The organism is Maribacter thermophilus, from assembly GCF_001020565.1.
GTDB classification, from domain to species: Bacteria; Bacteroidota; Bacteroidia; order Flavobacteriales; family Flavobacteriaceae; genus Maribacter; species Maribacter thermophilus.
The window spans coordinates 3,076,659-3,099,795 of sequence record NZ_LDAS01000001.1 but is presented as its reverse complement, the minus strand read 5'-3'; the positions used below and the strand labels follow the sequence as shown (position 1 = coordinate 3,099,795).

26 protein-coding genes and 1 tRNA gene are annotated in these 23,137 nt (G+C 35.3%); 8 read left to right on the top strand and 19 right to left on the bottom strand.

Annotated elements, in window-relative coordinates:
- Nucleotides 1-145 precede the first annotated feature (145 nt).
- The 4 genes from AB657_RS18190 (at nt 146) to AB657_RS13305 (ending at nt 4,321) form a co-directional block, all read left to right on the top strand.
- Entirely contained in the window at nt 146-1,069 is a 924-nt protein-coding gene (locus AB657_RS18190; RefSeq protein ID WP_232304885.1) for a hypothetical protein, read from the top strand.
- Between the two features lie 1,068 nt (nt 1,070-2,137).
- The gene (locus AB657_RS13315) at nt 2,138-2,350 is read left to right on the top strand and encodes a helix-turn-helix domain-containing protein (RefSeq protein ID WP_047246936.1); all 213 of its coding nucleotides are present in this window, start codon (nt 2,138-2,140) and stop codon (nt 2,348-2,350) included.
- Nucleotides 2,351-2,389: 39 nt separating this feature from the next.
- Entirely contained in the window at nt 2,390-3,127 is a 738-nt protein-coding gene (locus AB657_RS13310) for a hypothetical protein (protein WP_157491739.1), read from the top strand.
- Nucleotides 3,128-4,321 (top strand): restriction endonuclease, encoded by a 1,194-nt coding sequence (locus AB657_RS13305; RefSeq protein WP_047246934.1) that lies wholly within the window; start codon nt 3,128-3,130, stop codon nt 4,319-4,321.
- 696 nt (nt 4,322-5,017) lie between these two features.
- On the opposite strand, the gene dcm is transcribed toward AB657_RS13305, so the two are convergent.
- The 14 genes from dcm to AB657_RS18010 form a co-directional block, all read right to left on the bottom strand.
- On the bottom strand, nt 5,018-6,022 hold the full coding sequence (dcm, locus tag AB657_RS13300; protein ID WP_047246933.1) for a DNA (cytosine-5-)-methyltransferase: 1,005 nt from the start codon (nt 6,020-6,022) through the stop codon (nt 5,018-5,020).
- Nucleotides 6,023-6,061: 39 nt separating this feature from the next.
- Complete coding sequence (locus AB657_RS13295; protein WP_047246932.1) at nt 6,062-6,619, bottom strand: hypothetical protein; 558 nt, start codon at nt 6,617-6,619, stop codon at nt 6,062-6,064.
- 166 nt (nt 6,620-6,785) lie between these two features.
- Nucleotides 6,786-7,547 carry a hypothetical protein gene (locus AB657_RS13290; RefSeq protein ID WP_047246931.1) on the bottom strand — a complete coding sequence of 254 codons (762 nt, stop codon included), beginning with the start codon at nt 7,545-7,547 and terminating at the stop codon, nt 6,786-6,788.
- Between the two features lie 122 nt (nt 7,548-7,669).
- Entirely contained in the window at nt 7,670-8,323 is a 654-nt protein-coding gene (locus AB657_RS13285) for an NUMOD1 domain-containing DNA-binding protein (RefSeq protein WP_047246930.1), read from the bottom strand.
- Nucleotides 8,316-9,347, bottom strand: a complete 1,032-nt coding sequence (locus AB657_RS13280) for an AAA family ATPase (RefSeq protein WP_198146908.1) — start codon at nt 9,345-9,347, stop codon at nt 8,316-8,318. The genes AB657_RS13285 and AB657_RS13280 overlap by 8 nt, the downstream gene beginning before the upstream one ends.
- 45 nt (nt 9,348-9,392) lie before the next feature.
- The gene (locus AB657_RS18095) at nt 9,393-9,530 is read right to left on the bottom strand and encodes a hypothetical protein (protein ID WP_198146907.1); all 138 of its coding nucleotides are present in this window, start codon (nt 9,528-9,530) and stop codon (nt 9,393-9,395) included.
- A 186-nt stretch (nt 9,531-9,716) separates the two neighbouring features.
- Nucleotides 9,717-9,965: a hypothetical protein gene (locus AB657_RS13275; protein WP_047246928.1), complete on the bottom strand. Its 249-nt coding sequence runs from the start codon at nt 9,963-9,965 to the stop codon at nt 9,717-9,719.
- 66 nt (nt 9,966-10,031) lie between these two features.
- Nucleotides 10,032-11,015, bottom strand: a complete 984-nt coding sequence (locus tag AB657_RS13270; protein ID WP_047246927.1) for a DUF3871 family protein — start codon at nt 11,013-11,015, stop codon at nt 10,032-10,034.
- Nucleotides 10,999-11,889 carry an AAA family ATPase gene (locus tag AB657_RS13265; protein WP_047247995.1) on the bottom strand — a complete coding sequence of 297 codons (891 nt, stop codon included), beginning with the start codon at nt 11,887-11,889 and terminating at the stop codon, nt 10,999-11,001. The genes AB657_RS13270 and AB657_RS13265 overlap by 17 nt, the downstream gene beginning before the upstream one ends.
- A gap of 93 nt (nt 11,890-11,982) precedes the next feature.
- On the bottom strand, nt 11,983-12,327 hold the full coding sequence (locus AB657_RS13260) for a hypothetical protein (RefSeq protein ID WP_047246926.1): 345 nt from the start codon (nt 12,325-12,327) through the stop codon (nt 11,983-11,985).
- A gap of 145 nt (nt 12,328-12,472) precedes the next feature.
- A complete protein-coding gene (locus tag AB657_RS13255) occupies nt 12,473-13,255 on the bottom strand; it encodes a hypothetical protein (protein WP_047246925.1) in 783 nt (260 codons plus the stop codon).
- The gene (locus AB657_RS13250; RefSeq protein WP_047246924.1) at nt 13,245-13,733 is read right to left on the bottom strand and encodes a hypothetical protein; all 489 of its coding nucleotides are present in this window, start codon (nt 13,731-13,733) and stop codon (nt 13,245-13,247) included. Before AB657_RS13250 ends, AB657_RS13255 begins: the two co-directional genes overlap by 11 nt.
- Nucleotides 13,734-14,021: 288 nt before the next feature.
- Nucleotides 14,022-14,375 (bottom strand): hypothetical protein, encoded by a 354-nt coding sequence (locus tag AB657_RS13245; protein WP_157491737.1) that lies wholly within the window; start codon nt 14,373-14,375, stop codon nt 14,022-14,024.
- 79 nt (nt 14,376-14,454) lie between these two features.
- Nucleotides 14,455-14,625: a hypothetical protein gene (locus AB657_RS18010; RefSeq protein WP_157491735.1), complete on the bottom strand. Its 171-nt coding sequence runs from the start codon at nt 14,623-14,625 to the stop codon at nt 14,455-14,457.
- A gap of 115 nt (nt 14,626-14,740) precedes the next feature.
- Between AB657_RS18010 and AB657_RS13240 the strand changes: the two genes are divergently transcribed.
- Nucleotides 14,741-15,496 carry an SOS response-associated peptidase gene (locus AB657_RS13240; RefSeq protein ID WP_047246922.1) on the top strand — a complete coding sequence of 252 codons (756 nt, stop codon included), beginning with the start codon at nt 14,741-14,743 and terminating at the stop codon, nt 15,494-15,496.
- Nucleotides 15,497-15,911: 415 nt separating this feature from the next.
- Here the strand turns inward: AB657_RS13240 and AB657_RS13235 are convergent, their stop codons facing one another.
- The 3 genes from AB657_RS13235 to mce all read right to left on the bottom strand — a co-directional run bounded on the left by AB657_RS13235 (nt 15,912) and on the right by mce (nt 17,867).
- The gene (locus tag AB657_RS13235) at nt 15,912-17,117 is read right to left on the bottom strand and encodes a site-specific integrase (protein WP_047246921.1); all 1,206 of its coding nucleotides are present in this window, start codon (nt 17,115-17,117) and stop codon (nt 15,912-15,914) included.
- 213 nt (nt 17,118-17,330) lie between these two features.
- A tRNA-Ile gene (locus AB657_RS13230) sits at nt 17,331-17,404 on the bottom strand.
- A gap of 58 nt (nt 17,405-17,462) precedes the next feature.
- Nucleotides 17,463-17,867: a methylmalonyl-CoA epimerase gene (mce, locus tag AB657_RS13225; RefSeq protein ID WP_047247994.1), complete on the bottom strand. Its 405-nt coding sequence runs from the start codon at nt 17,865-17,867 to the stop codon at nt 17,463-17,465.
- Nucleotides 17,868-17,956: 89 nt separating this feature from the next.
- On the opposite strand from mce, the gene rbfA reads away from it, so the two are divergent.
- The 3 genes from rbfA (at nt 17,957) to AB657_RS13210 (ending at nt 20,826) form a co-directional block, all read left to right on the top strand.
- Nucleotides 17,957-18,349 carry a 30S ribosome-binding factor RbfA gene (gene rbfA / locus AB657_RS13220; RefSeq protein ID WP_047247993.1) on the top strand — a complete coding sequence of 131 codons (393 nt, stop codon included), beginning with the start codon at nt 17,957-17,959 and terminating at the stop codon, nt 18,347-18,349.
- A 3-nt stretch (nt 18,350-18,352) separates the two neighbouring features.
- Nucleotides 18,353-19,558, top strand: coding sequence for an ABC transporter permease (locus tag AB657_RS13215; RefSeq protein WP_047246920.1), 1,206 nt, complete (start codon nt 18,353-18,355; stop codon nt 19,556-19,558).
- Between the two features lie 170 nt (nt 19,559-19,728).
- On the top strand, nt 19,729-20,826 hold the full coding sequence (locus AB657_RS13210) for a hypothetical protein (protein ID WP_047246919.1): 1,098 nt from the start codon (nt 19,729-19,731) through the stop codon (nt 20,824-20,826).
- A gap of 31 nt (nt 20,827-20,857) precedes the next feature.
- Here AB657_RS13210 and dusB read toward each other — a convergent pair whose 3' ends face one another.
- On the bottom strand, nt 20,858-21,856 hold the full coding sequence (gene dusB / locus AB657_RS13205) for a tRNA dihydrouridine synthase DusB (RefSeq protein ID WP_047246918.1): 999 nt from the start codon (nt 21,854-21,856) through the stop codon (nt 20,858-20,860).
- 39 nt (nt 21,857-21,895) lie between these two features.
- Complete coding sequence (locus tag AB657_RS13200) at nt 21,896-23,122, bottom strand: M28 family peptidase (RefSeq protein ID WP_047246917.1); 1,227 nt, start codon at nt 23,120-23,122, stop codon at nt 21,896-21,898.
- Nucleotides 23,123-23,137: the final 15 nt, after the last annotated feature.

Here is a 23,137-nt window from a genome sequence, read left to right as displayed (position 1 = left end):
GTAATTTAATAAAAGATGTTCAAATGGAGTTACGGTTTTCCGTAAAGCGGCCCTACTAATTGGGGAATGAACAGTCTTGTCTTTAAAGTATTATGGATATAAATATTATATTTATTAACGCATAAAACGTATTAGCCATAATTTGATGAACGGAAATAAGAAAAAGATTCTTATTGTTTTAATTTCCATGCTGTTTATTACACTAACGGTCAATGGACAAAATTTCTTCTTTATTGGCGAAAATAGTTACCCCTGTACCGAAGAATCTTTTGCGCTACAATCTAACTCAGATGACGGGGAAGACTTGAATGTATTATTTGCCAAGGATGGCGCAACGGCTATTATTGCCCTAACCACAAAGTCATCACTATCAGGAACATTATTTAGTGGAAAACTAATAATTTATCTTGATGATGGAACTGTTATCACTTGTATGGACAGGGGAGAATCCTTCTACGTAGATGATACTGCCCAAGCAGTATACTCTTTGACAAATGAACAAGTGAATAAAATGAAAAACAGTAATATTAATACTGTTAGATATACACTAAAAATATACAATATTAAAGAAGTGAATCGGTCAGCTTCAAATAAGGCCTTCTCGACTAAGGATCTAATCTCTAAATTTTACAACAATCTTGATAGTGTCAATGAAGTTGCCGATAAAAAGGAGCAGAATCCCAAGAAGACAAAATTGGATGCCCTGATGGGAGGACTTAACAATGAAAAAGGTCAGTCAAATGGGGATTCGTACGCAACAAGTTATTATGGTAGTCCCGGATCTGGTAATGGAACCGATGGGTATGGGTTAAGTGGACGATCCTTGGTAAGTAAAGGTAAAGTGCAGCAAGAATGTAATGAATCAGGCAGGGTTGTGGTTAAAATAGTAGTAGATAGAAATGGCAAAGTAATAAGTGCAACTCCAAGTGTTCGCGGTACTACCAATAACAACCCTTGTTTATTAGAACCCGCAAAGAAAACAGCTTTTACCTATAAATGGAACACAGATTCCAATGCCCCCAATCAACAGATAGGTTATGTTGTGGTTAATTACACATTAGTAGAGTGACAGGTTGACTTTTGTTATAAATACACTAAATGCAACTAGTGCAGTCTTTATAGGGCTTAAACAAAAAAAGCAACCTAAACGATTGAATTAAATTTTTATAGAGGTAGTCCCACCTAGGTTAGCTCGCTGTGCTCGTGGACCAGTAGTGCCCGCTCCTGCAAATAGAAAACCACGCTACGCTAGCGTGAATCGTTCTTTTTCATTTCGGGGTAGAAGCCCGAGCAAGCTCGGCTTACTACCTAAAAATGAAAAACCCACACCATAGGCGTGGGTTTTCTGCTTGATGTGGTCCCACATGGGCTCGAACCATGGAAACCAATTTGTTAATATCCAACCTTTTGCAAACTAGTTAACTTAATAGGTATCCGAATTGTATGCCTTATTTTTTATTTCTTTGATATTTGAAATTACCATTACAACCTTATAATCCTAAAAACACTATTATTAACCTTCAACTGAAATTGAAACACAATAATCTTTTGGCTCCAATTTAAAATAAGATTTATTCCACAGTAATGGTGCTTTAATCAGTTTTATTTGTACTTCACACTATATCTCATTAATTATATAAATATAATAAAGAGCCAAAGATTACATTAATTGAAATTTACAATATAGTGATAGAGATTGATATAGTTCGTGTTCATGCACAAGCAGGTCATATTATCTCAATGCCCTTGTATTTTAAAAACAATATGGAAAAGGTCCTATACCTATTATAGAGAATTGTATAAAAAGCCTAACATATAAAATAGATTCTGAATTTAGTAATAACCATAATAAATACTGACATTCAAGGTTTTAAATAAATATGTTTCGATAAGTATTACATAGGACAGAACAAGCTCGGTAAATCATTTTCCAAATCTTAATATTCCATATTTTCTTTTTTATTTAAATCCTTTTTTCCATGGTATTTAAGGCGCCTCTTGAGATTCTTACCATATAAATATTAAGATTATTTAAAATAATAACATAAAGCTATAGTACGCACTGCATGATTATGCTAACTATAGTATGTAGTACAATTTGCATACTATAGGTAGCTTTATTTGTTAATTGATTTTTATGGATTTAGCGCCTGAAATACTTAAGAAATTTGGTGAAAAAGTACGCATGTTGCGAAAAAGGAAAGGAATCTCCCAAGAAGAGCTTGCGTTTAGAGCTGATTTACATAGGACTTACATTGGTATGATAGAAAGAGCAGAAAAAAATATAACACTAATAAATATTGAAAAAATTGCAAAAGCCTTAGAAGTTAAAATCGCAGAACTTTTTTAGTTGATAAATCAATACCAATAAAACTAGAATCTCTATATAATGTTTAAAAAACTAAATCAAAACGGGAATAGTTATATAATAAACAATAAACGAGTTTTCAAGCCAAGGCAAATTTCACGAGGGACCATTACAAAAGTTTTTGAATTTGCATATCAAATGACATTTGGCAAGAAAGGTGAACACCGTGGTTATCGAACAGGTGGCCAATACTCAAGGAGAAATGGTGAATTGTTCTGTAATACTTTTCAAGGAAAACTTGCTGAATTTGTTGTTTACAAATACCTGAAAGAAAATGGGATATTTACAAATGAACCTGATTTAGAGACATGGAAATTAGGGCTCTGGGACGACACTGATCTAACCTATAAAGGCTTTAAAATAAGCATAAAGTCAGCTGCCTTTTTTTCAAACTTGTTACTTCTAGAAACTAATGATTGGTCTAGAAATGGCATGTATCTACCCAATAATTGTATTTATGATTTTACATTATTAGTAAGATTAAAACCAGATATAAAAAAAGTCTTTAAGCAAAAAAGAATATTTTTTTCAGACACTATTGCTTTGCAAGCATTAAAAGAGATCGTTTTAAATCAACTTTTTTCCGCTGATATATGTGGCTTTATTACAAATACTGATTTCGTTGAAATCATTGACAAAGGACATATTCTTCCTCAAAATAGCTTATTAAATGGCAGAATATCAATGGATGCTGAGAACTATTATATACAATCAGGTGATTTAAAAGAAATCGAAGAATTAATTCCTTTGTTAAAATAAATGAGTTTTTTAAAAACAAGGTCAAAAAAAGATATTGATCAATACTGTAGTTATTTAAGAGCAATTGGAGCATTTTCTAATCTTTATAGTTCATCTGACAAACCTTTTATTCAATATAGAGTTGCTGAGAATGCCTTTTGTAAGGCTTTTGATGCTAAAAATTTGGCTAGGGCTGATGTCGCCTACGATGCTGTTATAAGTGGCTTTGGCATTGGGATCAAAACATTTATATTGTCTGGAAACTCTAAAATTGAAAAAGTTGCTGAGTTCAATTCATTGAGTATAGAATTAAGAAACCTTAAGGGCCTTGAACTAGCTAACCGCCTTTCAGATTATCGGAATGAAAGAATATCATTTGCGGATAGAGCATATGGAATTGATAAACGGATTTATCATATTGTGGGACGAGATAAAGGAGTGATCAAAATATTTGAAGTTGGTTATGATTTAATTGACAAAGCATCCATTGAAATTATAAGTGAAAATAAAAGTTCTTTAAAATTTAAAGATTTAAATAATGAATATAATTTCAATTTTTCTAAAAGTGTTTTAATGAAACGCTTTGTAGTGCCAGAAGATTGTATTGAAATTGATGTCGAAATTATAGATGAGCCCATTGAAGCACTGTTAGATTTAACATCTAAAAAGGTTGAACTACTAACAGATAATTTGCGGGTATCTAATTTGACATTATTAGAAGATGAAGAACTTATCCCGGGTAAAGATTATGTAATCTTGCCTTTATACTCTCCAAATGCTAAAAATAAAAACAAGGAGCCTATTGTTCCTTTAAAGAGTCAATTGAATCAGTGGAATGCAGGAGGTAGAGATAGAGATCCAGGAGAAGTTTATATAGCTATCCCTAAAATAATTCATGAATTAGCACCAGGCTTTTTACCAAAAAGTAATGTTGTTTTTACACTAAAAGTTCCGAGTGGTGAAGCTCTAAACGCAAAAGTTTGCCAAGCTGGTGATAAGGCTTTAATGACAAACCCTAATAATGCAATGGCTGATTGGATGTTAAGAAAAGTCCTGAATCTTCAGCCAAGAGAATTGTTGACATACAGCAAATTAAAAAATGTTGGCTATGATTCAGTAAAAATTACAAAAATAACGAATGCGGAATTTTTAATTGATTTTGCCCAATTGGATGAATATGAAAATTTCTTAGACAAAGCAATAAATCATGTATAAGGAACAGTTAATGTACGCATTTATTGAGTGGTTTTATAAATCATAAAACTTTAAAAAGAGTTATAATTCTTATATAGCACCAAAGAATCTAGAATACTGGGATTCAACTTATTTTGATGGGAAGATGGAATATATTTGATAAAACATTTACATCGGGAGGTACATTCATACCAGATATTACTAGTGAAGATTCCGAATCATGTAAATTCTTCCTTTTTGACGCAAAATATTATTCTTTGAAATTTAAAGAAGGCCTTACAGTGTAACACGTTACAAGGACATTCTAAAACTACTTCTATACCAGTCACATATTGAAAAGGGGATTGAAAAACCGATAAGTAATGCCTTCCATTTACCTGTCCATGATGTTGACTTCGATAGATTAATAGACAATCAAGACACAATATTTTTAATAATAAAACCGCTGTTATTGGCTCAATAGAATATAATCTTTATCCTGATAAAAAAATATGGGTGATAATGTGTCCTTTTACTTAATGACAAACCAGGTATATTCAAAATAATTCGATTGAATATTTTGAAATGTTCTGGAAAGTTTAAGTATTAAGTTTTTGATACTTTAGGAAATTTCTATATTGAAATAGTTTTCAATAATAATTACTTCTCGAGCTTATCCAATTACTATAAAATAGAAAAAGGTGACTTGTAAGAGTCGCCTTGAATAAAAAAATACTTTTAAGCTATTTTTTTTAGGGATTCTTGTTCTTTTTTTTCTTGTTCCACACATCTTAGAACTGACATTATATTACGAGCAACACCCCTTACCACGGGTACGCTGACCGAATTTCCAGATTGTTTATACAAATGCGAATTGGCTAACTTCGGTAATTTAAAATCTTCTGGAAAACCTTGAAATCTAAAACATTCCCTTGGGGTTAATTTCCTAAATCCGTATCGTGTTTTAACAAGTGGCACATTATGTCCACCAGTGCCCATATTTGCAGTTAGGGTAGGACACACATTCGACTTATTCTCTCTAACATATTGTCGACGAAATTGGTATACAGTATCTTCCCTTGTCATGCTTTTTTGTAGCATTTCATACATATACTTATCAGGGCCATAGTAGAAGTATTCATCAACCTTTTCCTTAATAAGCAAGTCTTCGATAGTCTTTGTAAGTTTTTCCTTTTTAGGAAATTCAAATGAGGAAATTTCCCTCTCTAAATAAAGTTTGTCGAAAGCAACTATAAAGATTCTTTCCCTATTGTGGGGGATATTTCCGAAATCCTTGGTGTTCAGTATTTCTTGATTGAATGTGTATTTTCTTTTATCCAGTTCATTATGTATAACTTTAAACGTGTTTCCATTATCGTGACCCACCAGATTCTTTACGTTTTCAAGAAAAACAACCTTGGGCCTTATTTCATCAATAAAATCGAGTATTCTAAAAAAATGATTTCCTCTATTGTCATCGAACCCTTTTCTATAACCAGCAACGGAAAAAGGTTGACACGGAAAACCCGCGGTTAATACGTCCACTTTATTCAATTCAGAAATATCAACATCCATTACGTCACCTTCTAAAAGATGATGGTCAAAGTTTTCCCTATATGTAATGCAGGCATTCTTGTCATACTCGTTGGCCCATTCCATTTCAAAACCGGCTTGTTTAAATCCTAAACAAATCCCTCCAACACCAGCATAAAGACTGCCTACGGTAAATTTTTCCTTTTTCATTTTATATAATAAATACTGGAATTGCGTACTATCGGAAAACTAATTTTCAACAATTAGTTCCTTGAGTTCTTCAATGTTACTGAAATATTTTAATTTATTAAATCCTGTAAAAGTTGTTTTTGATTCAATGTTTCGCGTCATAACCCCTTTAATGTATTTATCATCTTGATTATTATCTAATATTTCAATACTAGCATAACCACATATCCAAATATTCTGTTTGTCCCTTTTACAAGCAAATATTGCAGGCTTTGAACTTTTCTTATCAATGACAGGAAATTCCCCATATTCGAAATTAATAACATCAATTAATTTGCCCTCTATACTGACAATTGCTTCATAATTCCTGGGTTCAATCTCATCCCAATTTACTAAATCTATTTTTAACAGATTACCTAGTGCGATGACACCAAAAGATTTTAGGGTAAAAGAATCATAAAATTTAAGACCCTCAAATTTATCTCTGAGGTCTTTTAAATTCGTTAGATTTAAAGTGGTCATTACGGCTTTTTCAATTTTCTTAATATCCGTGTAACTTATATAAATATTAGTGTAATTTTCTCTGGATGATAGCACATGGGTAATAAAATCTCTCATTTATATTACAATAATTAATTAATTGGAGCCAAAAATACAAATTAATAACCTGTGGTTAAATACAATGAAAAGTTTGAAATAAAAAATATGAGCATAAATGAAAAAAGGGCAACATTTCTGTCGCCCTTTTTAAGTTATTATATAATTAAAGAAAACAACGCCCTCTCTAATTACTTATATAAGAAAAAGCAACCGTGTAAACATAGGTGTCTCCACCATCTGTATATGCCGAAGTAACGGTAGCCGAAGTAGGGTAGTCCCCGTCATACACATAGCTTATGTTCACAACATATTCTACTTCCCCTTCTTCATTCTTATAAATAATCTGTGATGGGTTGTTATTGGGGAATAAAGCCTTTGCCTTTACTATATCCTGAGATTGAGGTGCTATGTTAAAATTAAAGCGAACACCATCCATTACCTCTATTAAGCCACCTGCTTCCGCGGTCTTGTAAAATAAGTTTGGTTTGTCATCATAGGTCACTTGTGCCGTATAATAATATGGTTCCATATCCCGTGTTTCATAATTATACTTTTCTTCTATAAATTGTAGTTTATAGGGGTTTCCGTTATCATCATATTCCAACACTTCACCGTACTCAAAAGCATCATACGGTGAATGATATAATTCTTCTATGGATACATTGTCACTGCCACCGGTAATATTTGCTAACTCTCCGTTCTCATAGGTAAAAATACTGGTCTCGTTGCCATCGGTAACCGTGGTAAGTTTATTATCGCCATCATAAAGAAAAAGAACATTGCTATTTTCATCTGAATCTTGTGCGGAAACTACAGAAATAGCGCTCAATAATCTAGTTTCAACATTTCCGTTCACCTCTTCAAATTCATCTGAGGTAGATTTATCACAACTATAGTTGAATACAGTAATCAATGACAATAAAATCAGTTGCTTTTTAAAACTCATAATTAAGGTTTTTGGTTTGTAAGATTTATTATTGGTCGCAATTTAGAACAGAAGAATCATTGTGTTTTACGGTTTTCCGTAAGGCAAAAAAAAAAGGGCAACATCACTGTCGCCCTCTAATTTTAGGTGTATTTCCAAAGAAACCCACCCGATTGTTCTCTCTCACCCCTACAACATCTTGAAATACAAGTTTTTGAATTTCCTGTAATCCGAGATGCTTCAGAAACAGATTTAAATTCTGCAATCAAATCTAAATCTAATGAGTACTGAAAAACTTTCTTTTTTCTTTTATCAAAATCACCACTGTATACATCTTCCTTGCAATAACTCCAATAAAAACCTTTTGCTGTTTTAGTGTAGTTCAAACATGCATTACTTATGGTAGTAATACCCGCATTAACTGCACTAGCTGCACTTTTTAGGTTTTTAAAGGAATTTATCAATTTGCCAGTTAGAATATCAAACTGATAAACCGTTTTGGCCATACCACCACCACTGTCAGAATTGTAGCCATTTTGGAAACAATCATATTTTAAAATATAAGTTTTTTCTTTTTTAGCTAATTCATCAAGATTCATAGCGGTGTCTATTTTAGTCCACTCAAATGACCCCACTCCATAAGTAGCTATAGATTCTTGAAAATAGCTTCCAGTATCATTACGCGCCTTTTGAATATGGTCATTCTTACGTTCCTCAATAGATTTCGATGTTGCCCCTATGTAGATTTCACCAGTTACAATGTTTTCGGCTTTATAAATAATATGATTACTATTCATTATTCACTCGATTATTTGGTGCCACATAATTGACCGAGCAATAAATACCTCCATCTAAACTTTGGATTTTGTTACTTCGGGTTATTTCGGAAAGGTAGGTTTGAGCCTGCCTTTTCTTAACGCCCACTAAATCCATAACGTACTTCAAAGCTTCAGGACTCGTATACGTAGTTTGATAATTCTTGTCGAAGAAATTTACAATAACATCCCTTTTGTCATCTTTCCTTCTTCTATCGCTTCGTTGGATAATTTCATTCTCATCCACTTCTTCAATATACTCCAGCCATGTGCTTTCGGGGGTAATAAACTCCTTTACAAATTCATCATCATCACTCGCATATCTGAAAAATACATTTTTCATGTATCGGTAATTCTTGTCCGTGCGATTAATGCCAATTGCAAAATCAGCCTCCTGAGCAAATGTTGAACTTCCCTTTATGCTGTCAATACCTATTGGTTTTCCAAACATTTTAGGAGTGTGGTGTATTGCAAATAAAGTAATGTTTAACTCTTGTGCAATTGTGCGCAACCTAACCATTATCTTTTCTGCCGTAACACTATCCTCTAAATTACCATGGTTCATTCTGGTGATACTATCTATAAAGACTACTTCGGCTCCAGAATCAGCTATAGTTTTACGAAGATTTTTCCAGTCTTCAGGCTTTACAACTAGTTTAGAGAAGTCTATGGATTGATATAGGTAATTCGTTTCCATAACCAGTTGTTCCTCTTGATTAAGAGTTTCAAACTGTTTAATGTTGCGTTCAACCCTGTTTTCCCAATGCTCCTCAAGTCCAATAAACAAGACCTTTTTTGGAATACCTTCCAAAGGATAATCAAAAAACTCTTTTTTTCCGACTGCTATTGATATTCCCAAGTTTTCACAGAAAATTGTTTTCCCTGATTTACTTGGTCCAAAAACAAGCCCAAAAGACTTTTCCTTTACACCACTCCACAACATTTTTTTAGGTGGCATTTCACGATACAATTTCGTGATTTCTTTAAAATTAATAATTTTTCTCATAATTTTATTCATGAGACAATTACGCTCAAAATTATCTCTCCTTTTTTAATGAAAATTTGAAAAACAGGAGCGTATCTCTAAGAAATAAATCAGTATATCAAAGAACGACATGTTCTCTACTTCAATACTTCCAAGGCTGTTATCCGTCTTTCCATTAAGGATAATTCTTGAAGTAATGCTCATAAAAAACACTTGCTTACCAAGTTACATTAAAACAACTTATTTATGAAATTTTATAATGTAGTTAATGCACCTAGTGCAATTAACAATGAGCTCAATTCATTTTCAGGGGTTTCTTTTTAAAGAAGGAAACCGTCTCAAAACATACTAATATTTAGTATGGAAAATTCAGCATAGACTTCTCTTAGTTTAGATGACTATATCAAAATGATAATAGTGATATGCCTTTTTTTGTATGATGTAAACGGTAACCAAATGCTTAGTAACCTTCACTTCTTCTACCCAAACTAAATTTCCCTTTCTTAAACTACCTACGGAATACGCTACTTTCACTTTAAAAGGACAAAAAAGGACTTTTAACAGGTTGTTCCATGCGACGATATAAAGTTCTTTAGGAGAACTATACTTTAATAATTCAGCAAGTTCATTATCTTTCATTCGTTAACTATTTAGATTAATTTGAAATGTGTTGATTACTCCCTAAGTTCTCATAATAGCTATGTATTAATGTTGGAGAAACCAATTAGAGATATTATTTTCTATGCAATAACTTAGGTTTTTTACTAGTTCATATGCGCAAACATTACGCTCCAAATTTTTATCTATATAGGATGATTTGTTAGCCTCCGTGAACAAATTGTACAATCTCCAAAAATCAATAGAACCATCCACATCTCTATTAAAATTTGGACACTTATAATAATTCTCCACCACATTGTTGATTTGACCATCGTTTAATTGAATAGGGAATAGCTCCTTTTGTTTTGCTTTATCCATATGGTGATACATCCTTAACTTACCTATAAAATGAGCAAATTGGCTTTCCGTTAACCTGTAGCTTTTCATATCCGACATCACCTCAAAGTGTTGCTCTTGATTATAGGAAGAAAATAAGTTGGTGATTTGTTCCTTTAAATCGCCAATGGTCGCGCTTCTGATTTCATTGGAAAATCCATCCGTACTGATGCATAAGTTTGTACATACTAAATTTTTGAAACCTATAAAAACCTTAAATTTCTCCAATGTTTTATTACTATAAAGGTTCTCTTGATTTAGGGACCTAACCCCTCCAACTGAAAGGTTTAAGGTGTTTCCATTTATGGTTTGAGTAATGTCTGGCAAATCAATTATAAAGGCACAGCGTTCATAATAAATCGTCTTTTCATTTTCCAGTAATTCTTTTGCAGGTTTTCCTATTGCCGAAGGAATCCTGCCTTTTACCACATGACTTACCCTAATCTCTGGTTGCCGTACATCTATTTGAGGAAAAAGTTCCTGTGCCGCTTCATAAGCCTTTCCTATAAATTGTGAATGGCTAATAGTTGATTCATTATCCTTTGAGAAAACAGGTATTATGCAGTCCTTTTTTAAATGCTCCAAGGTAACTTGTTCTGTATTCGCCTCAATAAAAGGACTTTTTGAAATTGTGATGGGCTCAACAATATCCTGTATCATAGATTGGAGATTTTGATTAGTTACTAGTTCCATGTTCTTTTGTTTTTGATGGGTTGATAATTTGTTTGTTGGGTACCACTTGACGGGTAATGGATTCCAAAACGGCCTTTCGTTCCAGAATTAAAGGGTGCACTTTTTCTTTCAACCCTATGTATTTCTGATATAAGTGACGCAACCCTTCTATAGTTGAACATGACTCTATTTCTTTACTAGCTTGGTCCATGGACAATCCTTGATTGCACCACTGCATTAACTTTCTGCCTGTTGATGAGTTAATAACAAACTCGGGTTTATTCATAAACAATCCCGTTCTGTCCTTTGAAGCCTTTGCCATATGATTCTCATTTATAAGTTCAAAATTTGCTGTTAACTCATACTCAAACCCTTCTCTTGTAATGGATTTTAAACCGTGTTTAACCACTTTTGTCTTTCCGTTGGAACTTGTGTCCATTGAATAGTCTATTTTGCTTCTAACGGTCGTTATAACATGTGCTTTAGAATGTAGAATCGCATCAATAAAAGCTTGATGTCTTGGAGATACTTTAGCCCAATCTTGGAACCTACCTCCTAATTGCTCATGAATGTGTAAGCACCCACCTGTACCTTGCCATTCATGGGTGATACTATCACAGATTATTACTTCCATATTGGCTTCTTCACAAGTATTGATAGCCCTGATATAACGTTCTGGACTATATGGCTCACTAAAGGTTATCACATTATAATTTCCAAGATCAGAGTACAAGCTAGCACTGTTGTTTTCTGTATCTATTATGGCAATCTTTGTCCAGTCATTGGTTATACCATAAGCCAGTAACAATGCTGAATAGGTTTTCCCGAATCCGCTTGCCCCGCTCAGGCCTATTCTAAGTTTTACTTGATGTCTTTGTGCTGTTTGTAGTTTCATGTTTTTAATATTTGATTAATAGTTTTTGTTCATTTTTGAGCATAAAAAAAGAGGCTCAATATGAGCCCCTTGTTCGATACTACTTGAAAGTGGTTAAGCTACTACCGTTTCTGAAACCAGATGATTGTCCAATGTTTCTTCCTCTGCACCGATATACTCATACCTATGCGAAAGTGTCATAATCTCACCTGTTTCCGGATTGATATATTCATAAGGTTCCACTTCAATTCGTTTCACTTTCCCATCAATTTCATTTCCAATCAATGATTGGCACATTTCCGAATTGAACGTACATGCAACTTGGGCTTTCTTTGCAGTAAAATAGGTTCTGCCTGTCTCTTTGCTTTTTATGGCTTCCATTCCTCCTTGCACGACTAAAGCGCAGAAATTTGTCCCATCTTCCTTTTGATACTCCTTGTAATCCACAATTGTAACCATGGTTTTAATAATTTAAGATTAAACAATAATTATGGGGGGACTCCCCAAAATTGAAAAGGAGTGGGGGCTGATTCATAGGTTATCAAGCATGCTAGATTGAAAAAAACCTGAAAAAAATCTGAAAAAAATTTTTTTTCAATCAACTTCATTTAGCCACTTTTAAAACAATGTAAATTATAAATGCAGCAATGGGAATAAGGACTATGTTAATCCAAACCTCTTGGAGTCCTCCCATAAAATTTCCTCCGGAATGTATAAGACCCGAAGTAAACCATAATAAAACGGGTATTGAGAATACTACAACCAAAGCTCTAAACGGTGTTGCTTCTTTCTTTGTTTGTAGGTGGTTTTTCAATTGTTCATGATTATTCTTTTGTGACTCAATATTTGACATTAACCAAGTTTCATCGTCTAAATCTAACAAAACCTCAATGTATTCTAAAAAAGCATCCTGGTTTTCTATTTCATTGTTCTCAATAATTTCAGATGATTGATAATCATTTTCAATGAAATCATATTTGAAATAATTCAGGTAAGACTCGTTTAAAAATATCTCGTTATTTTCCTCATTTATATTTTGTAGATAGGAGAGATTTCGATTATTATATTCCTCAACGTAGGCATGGCCCGTCAATTCACCTTCCAATAAAATCCTTAAAATAATTTCACAACCTATTAAATTCTCAAAACATAAAATATCCTCAGATTTTATCATTGCTTTCAAATAATCATCAGAACCATCATTGTAAAGTACATGACAAATTGCCAACCCATATTCATGCCAAACTCCAACATCGTTCTCATATTCTTTAACTATGTAGTTTTCAAGAACAGCGGGGATTAAAACAGTTTTTATGCCTGAATTATAGTAATCATCAAACGTTTTATAAAAAGTCCATTTTGTAGTGCCGTTACGATTATTTTTCAAGACATTTTATATTATCCCTAATTACCCATTCATTTTCATTTACAGTGGCTCCTACTAAATCTGTTCCTACTCTCACAACTATACTTTTGAGGTATGTTTTTTTAAAATATTCCAGCATTGAGCCTTCTATTTTATAAAGTCCAACTGCTACATCTCTTCCATTCATTTCTACTAAATCAAAAATTATCGGTTCAAGAGATATACCTCTCTCACCACTTGTTTGAATAATAGCATTACCATTTAAACTATTTGGTTTTTTCCCTAAGAACAATACTGAGACATTAAGCATAGTAACATCGGTAGTCACATTTTTATAAACAGAAACTCCTATCTCATAATTTGACTGTCTTATAACAGGCTTAGGATTAAAATAATTTAATAAACTACCATCATATCTAGTGGTAGTTTTTAATTCACATTGTGAGATTGCCGAATGTGAAATAATCAACATTAGAACTATTAGTATTTCTCCTTTCATTGTTTAACTGTTATAAGAATATCTTAAAAATAGGCAAATATGCCTACTTAATAATTGGTTGTCTCTACGAGTTTTAAACGGCCTTCGGGAAAAACCGTATAAGATTGAGAAAGTTAAGAGGTTTTACCCAGGAACAATTGGCTAATTAAATAGACGTTGAGATATTCCAAATAAGCCGATTTGAAAGAGGCATAATAAGTACTTTTATAACAAATTCTAATGCCTTTATCTAAGGCATTGAAAATTTCAATAAAAGCATTGTTTGAATTCCGTCACTAGTCCTATTTTTTAAAATAAGTTCTTTTCAAAATAGAACTCCAAATGCTTCCATTTAAGAGGAAAGGAAAACCTATGGTTATGATGTTTGGAAACTGTAAAATTAAACATTAAAGTGCCGTCGAACTGAATTGGTACATGTTTGTACATAACCGAGACATATTCATTGTAGGTGATAACCATTATACAGTCTTGTATGTATTCGTCTGTCCATTTTAAGTGTCTATCGACCATAGCCATTTCAACCAAATCCATTAAAGATTCTGGCATATACTTTTTAATGGCCAGACCCTCAATGATATCAAGTCTCCGCTCGCCAATATAAAGCGTTCTGACATCTTGGTTCCCTTTTAACTTAATACACATCTTATCCATCCAGTTTCGGGTAGCTTATAGTTTTCTAGTTTCATAATAATTCTTTCTCCAAAGTTCGGATATTTATACTTTAAAAAGTGAATTGCTCATCCGTTTCCAAATAGAATAGATTGATGTTATTAGGTTTGTTTAGTTTTTTGGTCCAGCATTCTCCGTTAAGGGCATTCTCACCTATTTCTATTACTAGTTTTCTTAAAACGTACCTATCCCTAGGTCTGAAAACAACCTTTTCACCTATCATAATATTGGATATTTTCCTATTTTTTGGATTTTTTCCAAATTTATTAATTGTATGAGATAAATTAGAATCTTTAACAGTTTTTCGTTAATTTCATTTTGATTGAAAATCATTTTCAATGTGTTATAACACCAGAGTCAGCCGAAAGGTTAGAGAATTAGAAGACTACTATAGCGTTGAAAGGCTTTTAGGAGAAGAGCTAGATGAACAGGCGGAATTAACCTACAATCATGCTAATGGATTTGCGCACCCAAATATGTGGATAATCCCTCAAGAAAGGCCTAAAAACTTAATTCCAGTTAAATGGGGCCTGATTCCTCATTATAAAATGGGGGCTAATGCCGAAGAATATTATAAGGAAACAATAAGGTGGGGTTCTGGATTAAATGCTCAATCAGAAAAGCTGTTTGACTCTAATAATTATAAATCAAGTGCTTTGAAAAGACGTTGTATTATTCCTGTGGATGGCTTTTTTGAACCTCATCGAATACAACACGTCAAAAAACCATATTCAATTCCATTCTACTTTGAAAGAGAAAATGGAGACCCTTTTCACCTAGCAGGAATCTATGCAGTTACTCCAGATAAAATGGTTACTTTTTCCATTTTAACTAAAGAGGCAACTCCCTTATTTGCTAAAATCCATAATAAAAAAAATAGACGCCCTGTAATAATACAGGACAATGACATTCATGTTTGGTTAGACAACAACCTTAAAGAGGAGGAAGTTTACAAGGTTATAGAGGACGATTTATCCGATAGCGATATAAACACATACCCCATAAGCAAAGACCTATACAGTAGGTCTATTAATAGTGATAGGCCAGATATTATTGAAAAGGTGGTATATGAAGATTTAAAAATAACTTTTTAAATCGGTTATAATAAAAAAGCCAAGGAGCAAATAAATAATAAATTCATATGGAATCTGATTATAATAAAATAGTTGAGGGTGTTACGGAGAATTTTCTCAACACCTTTATACCATTAAAGATTCATGACATTAAACAATAGTCAGTAGGGTATAATTTTACTGATGTTGTATTGCTTGGTTGGTCTTATTTTATTTCAGATAGAATTAAGTTAAAGATACTAGTTGCAAAAAAATTATCTTTTTTGTGTTCATTATGAGAATGCTTTAGAATTTATTCTTGAAGAAATAAAAAAAGATAGTTGATGGGTATCTTATGATGGAATCGGAATTAACGTCTATGGAGAAGAGTATCCAAAACTTTTTTTGACTTTTAAATAACGTAGATTTGATTGATGCCCTTCTCCTTTTAATAATCTTATCTAAGTTTTTTAGTAAGATTGCTGATTTCTAAACCAACTCTTTTTTGAACCACTTTTCCGTAATATTCTTGAGTAATCTTTATACTTGAATGCCCAAGTAATTCACTTACTATCTCCATAGGAACATCATTATATAAGAGAACTGTAGATGCAAAAGTTTTTCTTGCCATATGGTGGGTAATAACCTTATTGATTCCTACGATTGCAGCTATCTCCTTCAAATAAGAATTAATTTTTTGATTGCTCATCCTTGGAAGTAAAGAACTCGTAGTCGCCAGATATTTTTCTAGGATATCTTTAGCCTTTGGTAATAATGGAACAGAAATGGGTTTGTTTGTTTTCTTACGCTTCATCTGAATCCATTGGTTTCCATCAAACCCATTAACAATATGCTCATTGTCTAGGCTGTTCATCTCATTAAACGCTAGTCCAGTGTAACAACAGAAAATGAACAGGTCTCTTACTATCTGCAACCTTGGTTGTATAATATTAAATGTTTCAAGTGTTTTAAGTTCGTCGACTGTTAGAAAAACAACCTCTTTCCTAACCTTTCCTGGCTTGTAAAGAGCAAACGGGTCCTTGTCCACATACCCCTCTCCTAAGGCCTCCTTAATCGGTTTCCTAAAACGCTGGATGCACTTATTAATGGTTACTTGAGATTGTTTCCGTTCTGTTTTAAGATAGTATTCAAAATCATGTAAGAATTGGAGTTTCAGTTTACTCAATGGTTGGTCATTCTTCCCAAACTTCCATTTTATAAAATCTTGTGTTTGGGAACAGGCATAGTTAAACTTCTTCCAAGTGGCTAGCTCAATATCTATTCCTATGAGTTTCTCCTTTTTGTCCAAAAATCTCTTAAAATATTTAATTACACCAACCTCTTTGACGATTGATTTTCCAATATAGAAATTTAAAATATCTTCAGCAGTAAATTCAACCATTGACAATTGCAATTGTAAATAAGCTTTTTTAATGTTAGCTGATATAATTTCTATTTGCAAGTTGATTTGTTGATTAGCAATAGTTTTAGAGCTGGTCTTTTGCTTTTTGGCGTTCCATTCCAATGGATTAATAAACTCTCCGGTTGAGAATTGTTTTCTATTCTTTAAATAAGTAATCCTACAATAGATTGGACAAGTTCCCTGTTTGTTGGTTTTATCTTTTTTTAAAAAAAATAGGACTGACAAATTGTTTTGTTTCATAACCAATTGATTTAATGTTAGACAATTGGCATACAATTCAGAAAGTGGGGTACCTTGAATTAAAATAGGGTCCCGAATGGGGTACCTAATTTCAACTCATAAGTTGACAAGTTGACTTTTTGTTATAAATACAATAAATGCAACTAGTGCAGTCTTTATAGGGATTAAACAAAAAAATCCAACCTATACGAATAGATTGGATTTTTATAGAGGTGGTCCCACATGGGCTCGAACCATGGACCCCCTGATTATGAGTCAGGTGCTCTAACCAGCTGAGCTATAGGACCCGCAATTTGCGGATGCAATATTACCACTTATTTTTATTTGGCACAAGCAAAAACGTACCTACTTCTTTATTTCTTGACATAGCTCTACCAAAACCCCGTTCGTAGTCTTGGGGTGTACAAAAGCGACCCATTTATTGTCGGCCCCTTTTTTTGGGGTCTCGTTCAAGATATGGAAGCCTTCTTTTTTTAATCTGGCGATTTCAGAAACAATATCATCTACCTCAAAAGCGATATGGTGTACGCCCTCTCCCTTTTTCTCTAAAAACTTGGCAATGGGCCCGGTGTTGTCCAAAGCTTCCAATAATTCTATTTTATTGGGTCCGTTCTGAAAGAAAGAGGTCTTCACTCCCTCCGATGCCACTTCTTCTTCTTTATAAGGCCCACCACCCAATAATTTGTGGAACAGCTCATTGGATTCTTCCAAATTTTTGACGGCAATACCAATATGTTCTATCTTTTTCACCTTCGTAATTTTTTGTGCGTATCCGAGAAAGAATCGGATGCTTTTCTTTATTTTACTAAAATACATACTATTCTATGTATTTTTGTCCTATGGAAACGCAAAGACAACGTAAAATAGCCGGAGTAATACAAAAAGACATTGTGGATATTCTGCAAAAGGCAGCCATTGAAGGCGGTCTTAGAAGCACCTTGATATCGGTATCGAAAGTGTCGGTAACCACCGACCTGTCTATAGCAAAGGTGTACGTTAGCATTTTTCCTAACGAGCAGGCCGCAGAACTTTTAGAGGGCATTAAATCTAACCAGCCCCTTATTAAGCACGAACTGGCCCAACGTACCAGAAACCAATTGCGAAGGGTGCCAGAACTTCTCTTTTACCTGGACGACTCTTTAGAGTACATCGAAAAAATAGAAAAGTCGTTAAAAAGAGAGGAGAACCCGATCGAGAACCGAGATTTATTGCCTAAAAGAAAAAAATCCTGATTCTTGAACTTTCCATTATATATCGCTAAAAGATATGTGCGCTCTAAGAGCTCGCAGAATGCGGTAAACATTATAAATTTCATTACCTTTTTGGTAATCGTAATTGGATCGGCCGCACTGTTCATTGTATTGTCCGGTTTCGCCGGACTTAAAACGTTTAGCCTTTCCTTTACAAATTCGTTCGACCCCGAACTAAAGGCCCTGCCCGTTACCGGTAAGTTTTTTACCATTACCCCAGAGCAGGAAACCCAACTTAAAAGCATTAAAGGCCTTGCTTCCTATTCTAAAGAAATAGAGGAAAAGGTATATCTGGAACATCGGGGCAAAAACCATATTGCCTATATCAAGGGAATCGACTCCAATTACACCAAGGTGATCAATACCGATAGTATCTTGTACATCGGCGACTGGACCATTAATGAGCAACAAGTGGTTTCGGGCATCGGTATCGCCAATATTCTGGGGGTTACGATCAACCAATTTATTAGTCCGATGCAGATTTATGCCTTTAAGCCCGGGGAAGGGTCTATCTCGCAGCAGGGGGTAAGTTCGCTTTACAACCAACTACCCGTTGTAATAGGCGGTGTATATGCCGTAGAGGCCGATCTGGACAACAAGTATGTGTTCGCGGACCTTTCGTTGACACAGGCCCTACTGGAAAAAGGTCCGGATCAAATTTCAGGCATTAATTTTAAGGTAGACAGCACCGCCGATATTGCCCAACTGCGATCTGACATACAATCGGTGCTGGGCGACAATATTGTTTTAAAGAACAGGCAAGAACTGAACAGCACGCTGTATAAAATGCTGAATACCGAGAACATGGCGACCTACCTTATTTTTACCCTGGTACTCATCATCGCCTTGTTCAATGTTGTGGGGGCCATTATCATGATGATTTTAGACAAGCAACAAAATTCTAAAACACTGTACAGCATGGGTACTACCATTAAAGAGCTTCGGCATATCTATTTTGTGCAAGGGCTATTGGTTACAGGACTTGGGGGTGTTATAGGTGTGTTGTTGGGCTCTCTACTTATTTGGACACAGCTAATGTTCGGGTGGTTAAAAATTACCCCATCGTTACCCTATCCCGTAGAATATAAATTGATCAACGTGCTTATTGTTTTGGCCACCATTTTGGTGCTGGGGGTTATTGCCTCTAAAATTGCCAGCAGTAGAATCAATAAGAAACTGGTGGTCAATTAAGTAGTACCGCACTTCTTTTTAAATGGTGTTTTTCATCTAGACAAAAACCCTTACTGCCTAGTTTTTAGACTACTACAATTGTTATTTGTCAAAAAAATTATACCTTATTCACAAATAGGAATTCTTATTTTTTTGAACAAAGTCGAAAACTGTTTAGTCCCCTTATTACAATGAAATATTATATTCTTCTTTTTGCCTTCTTCTCTTTTATACAATCACAGGCACAATCTTTAAAAACAAAAGGAATTACGGTTACCATGCCAAATTACGCCAACCAAGTGGCCCCAAAAGATGTGGAAACCTATTGGGCAGAATTGGTACTTGGCACCGGTGAGGTTATGAACTTTAGCAATGATGAATTTAAAAAAGAGCTGCAGCTAGAAGGTTTTAGAAAAATCAAGGGTGATGAGGCACCGGATATATTTGTGGCGGTAAGCGGTATTTCTGTTGATGTACTCGATGTTAAGGGTACCATTGCCCCTGCCGATGACAAGACCTATACTATAGATATTTTACCCAAAGAAAGGGCAAGTGTAAAACTGCTCTTTTATTACAACGAAGAACTGACCCAGTTCTGGGAGATCCCTATTTTACCAAAAGCGGATGTACGTGGCACAAAAATACCTACCACTATAAGTTTTCCTGTTAAGGAAAAAGAAAAGTACTTGGATTTGGAAGGGGATCCCGTGGTGCCGGACATAAGTGCGTATACCATCAAAAAATATCTGGACATAAAACTGGGTGAAAATTTTCTAAAAAAAGTTACCGGTACGATCAAGGATATATACGATAACCATATGGCTAAAGAATACCAAAGTTTCTATTATATAAAGGACAAGAAGAACAAAGCCCTTACCAACGAGACCGAAGAACAATTAAATAATTTGGTCTCTTTATGCGACGCTAGTTTTAGCTCCATTAAAGATCTAAGGGCCAACAAACAGCAAATAAACGCTCACCTTGATTATTGGAAAGGTCTTTTGTCCGATTATGTCAGCCCGGACAAGAAAATAAAAAAGATAAAATGGGGCATTTTAATGAACTTGTATAACCTGTCTATAATGACCGAAGATTTCAACAATGCCCAAAGCTATTTGAAGAAGGCTTTGGAGTTAGATATAAAGTCGGCCGCAACAAAAGGGGCAAAAAACAATTTGTTACAACAATATGGGGGCTATTTAGAGAATTATAGGGAAGATACCGGTGAGAGAAAATTCTCCAATGGCTATGTAAAACATCTTTCGGCCCAAATATTGAAAGCTCTTTAAAAAGAATAATCCCTTTTTTTAGAATGAAGGGCTACTGGGAAACGAACTCGTAGTCGCCAAATTTGTCCAACACCTCATCAAAGGCGGCGAACACATCGGCCGCATCGTCACTGGTGACCATTTTCATACGGTATTCCTTAAAGTTGGGAATGCCCTTAAAATAATTGGTATAATGCCTGCGGGTCTCAAAAACCCCCAGTTTTTCCCCTTTCCAATCAATGGCCATTTGCAAATGCCTTCTTGCGGCTTCTACCCGGGCTTTCATATTGGGCGGTGCCATATGCTCTCCCGTTTTAAAATAGTGCTTTACCTCGTTAAAAAACCAAGGGTAACCAATACTGGCACGGCCGATCATGGCCCCATCCAATCCGTATTCGTCCCGCATTTTCTTGGCGGCCTCGGGCGTATCTACGTCCCCGTTGCCAAATACGGGAATATGCATCCGCGGATTGTTCTTTACCTCTGCAATAGGCCGCCAGTCCGCATTACCCTTGTACATCTGTGCTCGGGTACGGCCGTGAATGGCAATGGCCTTGCACCCCACATCTTGCAAACGCTCGGCGACCTCAACGATCTTGATCGAGCTTTCGTCCCATCCCAAACGAGTTTTCACGGTAATGGGCAGCTTGGTGCGTTCCACCATGGCCTTGGTCAAAGAGACCATAAGCTCTACATCCTTTAAAATACCGGCTCCGGCACCCTTGCTCACTACTTTTTTCACAGGGCACCCAAAATTGATATCTATGATGTCGGGGTTCGATTTCTCCACAATTTCTACCGATTGCAACATAGAATCGAGGTTGGCACCAAATATCTGAATGCCTACCGGACGCTCTTTTTCATAAATATCCAACTTCATGACGCTCTTTGCGGCATCGCGAATCAACCCTTCCGAAGAAATAAACTCGGTATACACCACATCGGCACCGTTCTCTTTGCACAGGGCACGAAAAGGTGGATCGCTTACATCTTCCATCGGTGCAAGCAATAAAGGAAAATCAGGTAATTCTATGTCGCCTATCTTGGGCATATAATAGTTTTGATTTTAAGGATGCAAAAATACGCTTATTTAGAACGTAATTTTCGTAGTTATCTTTTCTCCGTTTCGGTCTACCGTTACTTCCGTTTCGTTTCCTTCCTCAAAAATCGAAAGTGCCCGCATATAGCTCATCATATCCACTACGGTACTGTCGCCCAATTTAACCACGACATCGCCCTTTTGTAGACCTGCAGCTGCTGCGGGTTTTCCTTTGGTGACCCCATCGATACGCATGCCCTTTCCGTCGAACAAATAATCGGGCATTACACCTAGGGCCACCTTGAACCTAGGGGTGTCCTCGCTTTCGTTCTTGGTTTCGCGAAAGGCAAGTTTGGCATCGTCGTCAAGGTCAGCGATAACATCCAAAATATAATCACTGATCATTTCCATGCCCTTGTAGTTCAATTTGTCGGAATCGTCGGAAGGTTTGTGATAATCTTTATGTTGCCCCGTAAAAAAATGCAACACGGGAATATTCTGCAAATAAAATGAGGTATGGTCGCTAGGGCCTACACCAGACTCGCTCAAGACCAGCTTAAACCCGGGGTTATTGGCATTTAGTACCTGAGGCCAAATAGGGGCGGTACCTGTTCCACTAATGGATAGGGTCTTGTCTTCCCTTAGCCTGCCCACCATATCCATATTGATCATGTAGTTCACCTTTTTCAAATCGATGGTCGGGTTTTTAGAAAAATAATTACTTCCCAAAAGTCCCATTTCCTCGCCCGAAAAAGCGATGAACAAATAATTGCTTCCCGTAACGCTATCCTTAAGTTTTTTTGCCAGGTCCAACAATACGGCCACTCCGCTGGCATTGTCATCGGCCCCGTTATGGATTGCCTCTCCATCGGCATACAATGAACCTTCGCCCCCCATGCCCAAATGATCGTAATGGGCGCCTATAATCACTGTTTTATCCGCTTTATTATCTACATACCCGATTACATTGGTTCCAGTAATGGTGCTATCGCCAGCTACAAACTGCACTTCGGAATGCGGGTCTTTCTTGGGTTTAAAGCTAAATGTCTGAAAATAAGTACCCTTGTTTCCTTTTGGTGCCAATCCGATCTGCTTCATACGCCCTTGTAAATAATCTGCCGCCTGTATTTCGTAGGGGGTACCTGTTTCACGGCCCTGTAGGCTATCACTTGCCAAAAAGACAACATCGTCTTGCATACTTACGGCTACCTCTTTTTCCTGTTTACAGGATAACAGCACCGCAAAAAAGATGTATAAAAATATTTGATTGCGTAACATAGCGTGTATTTTTGA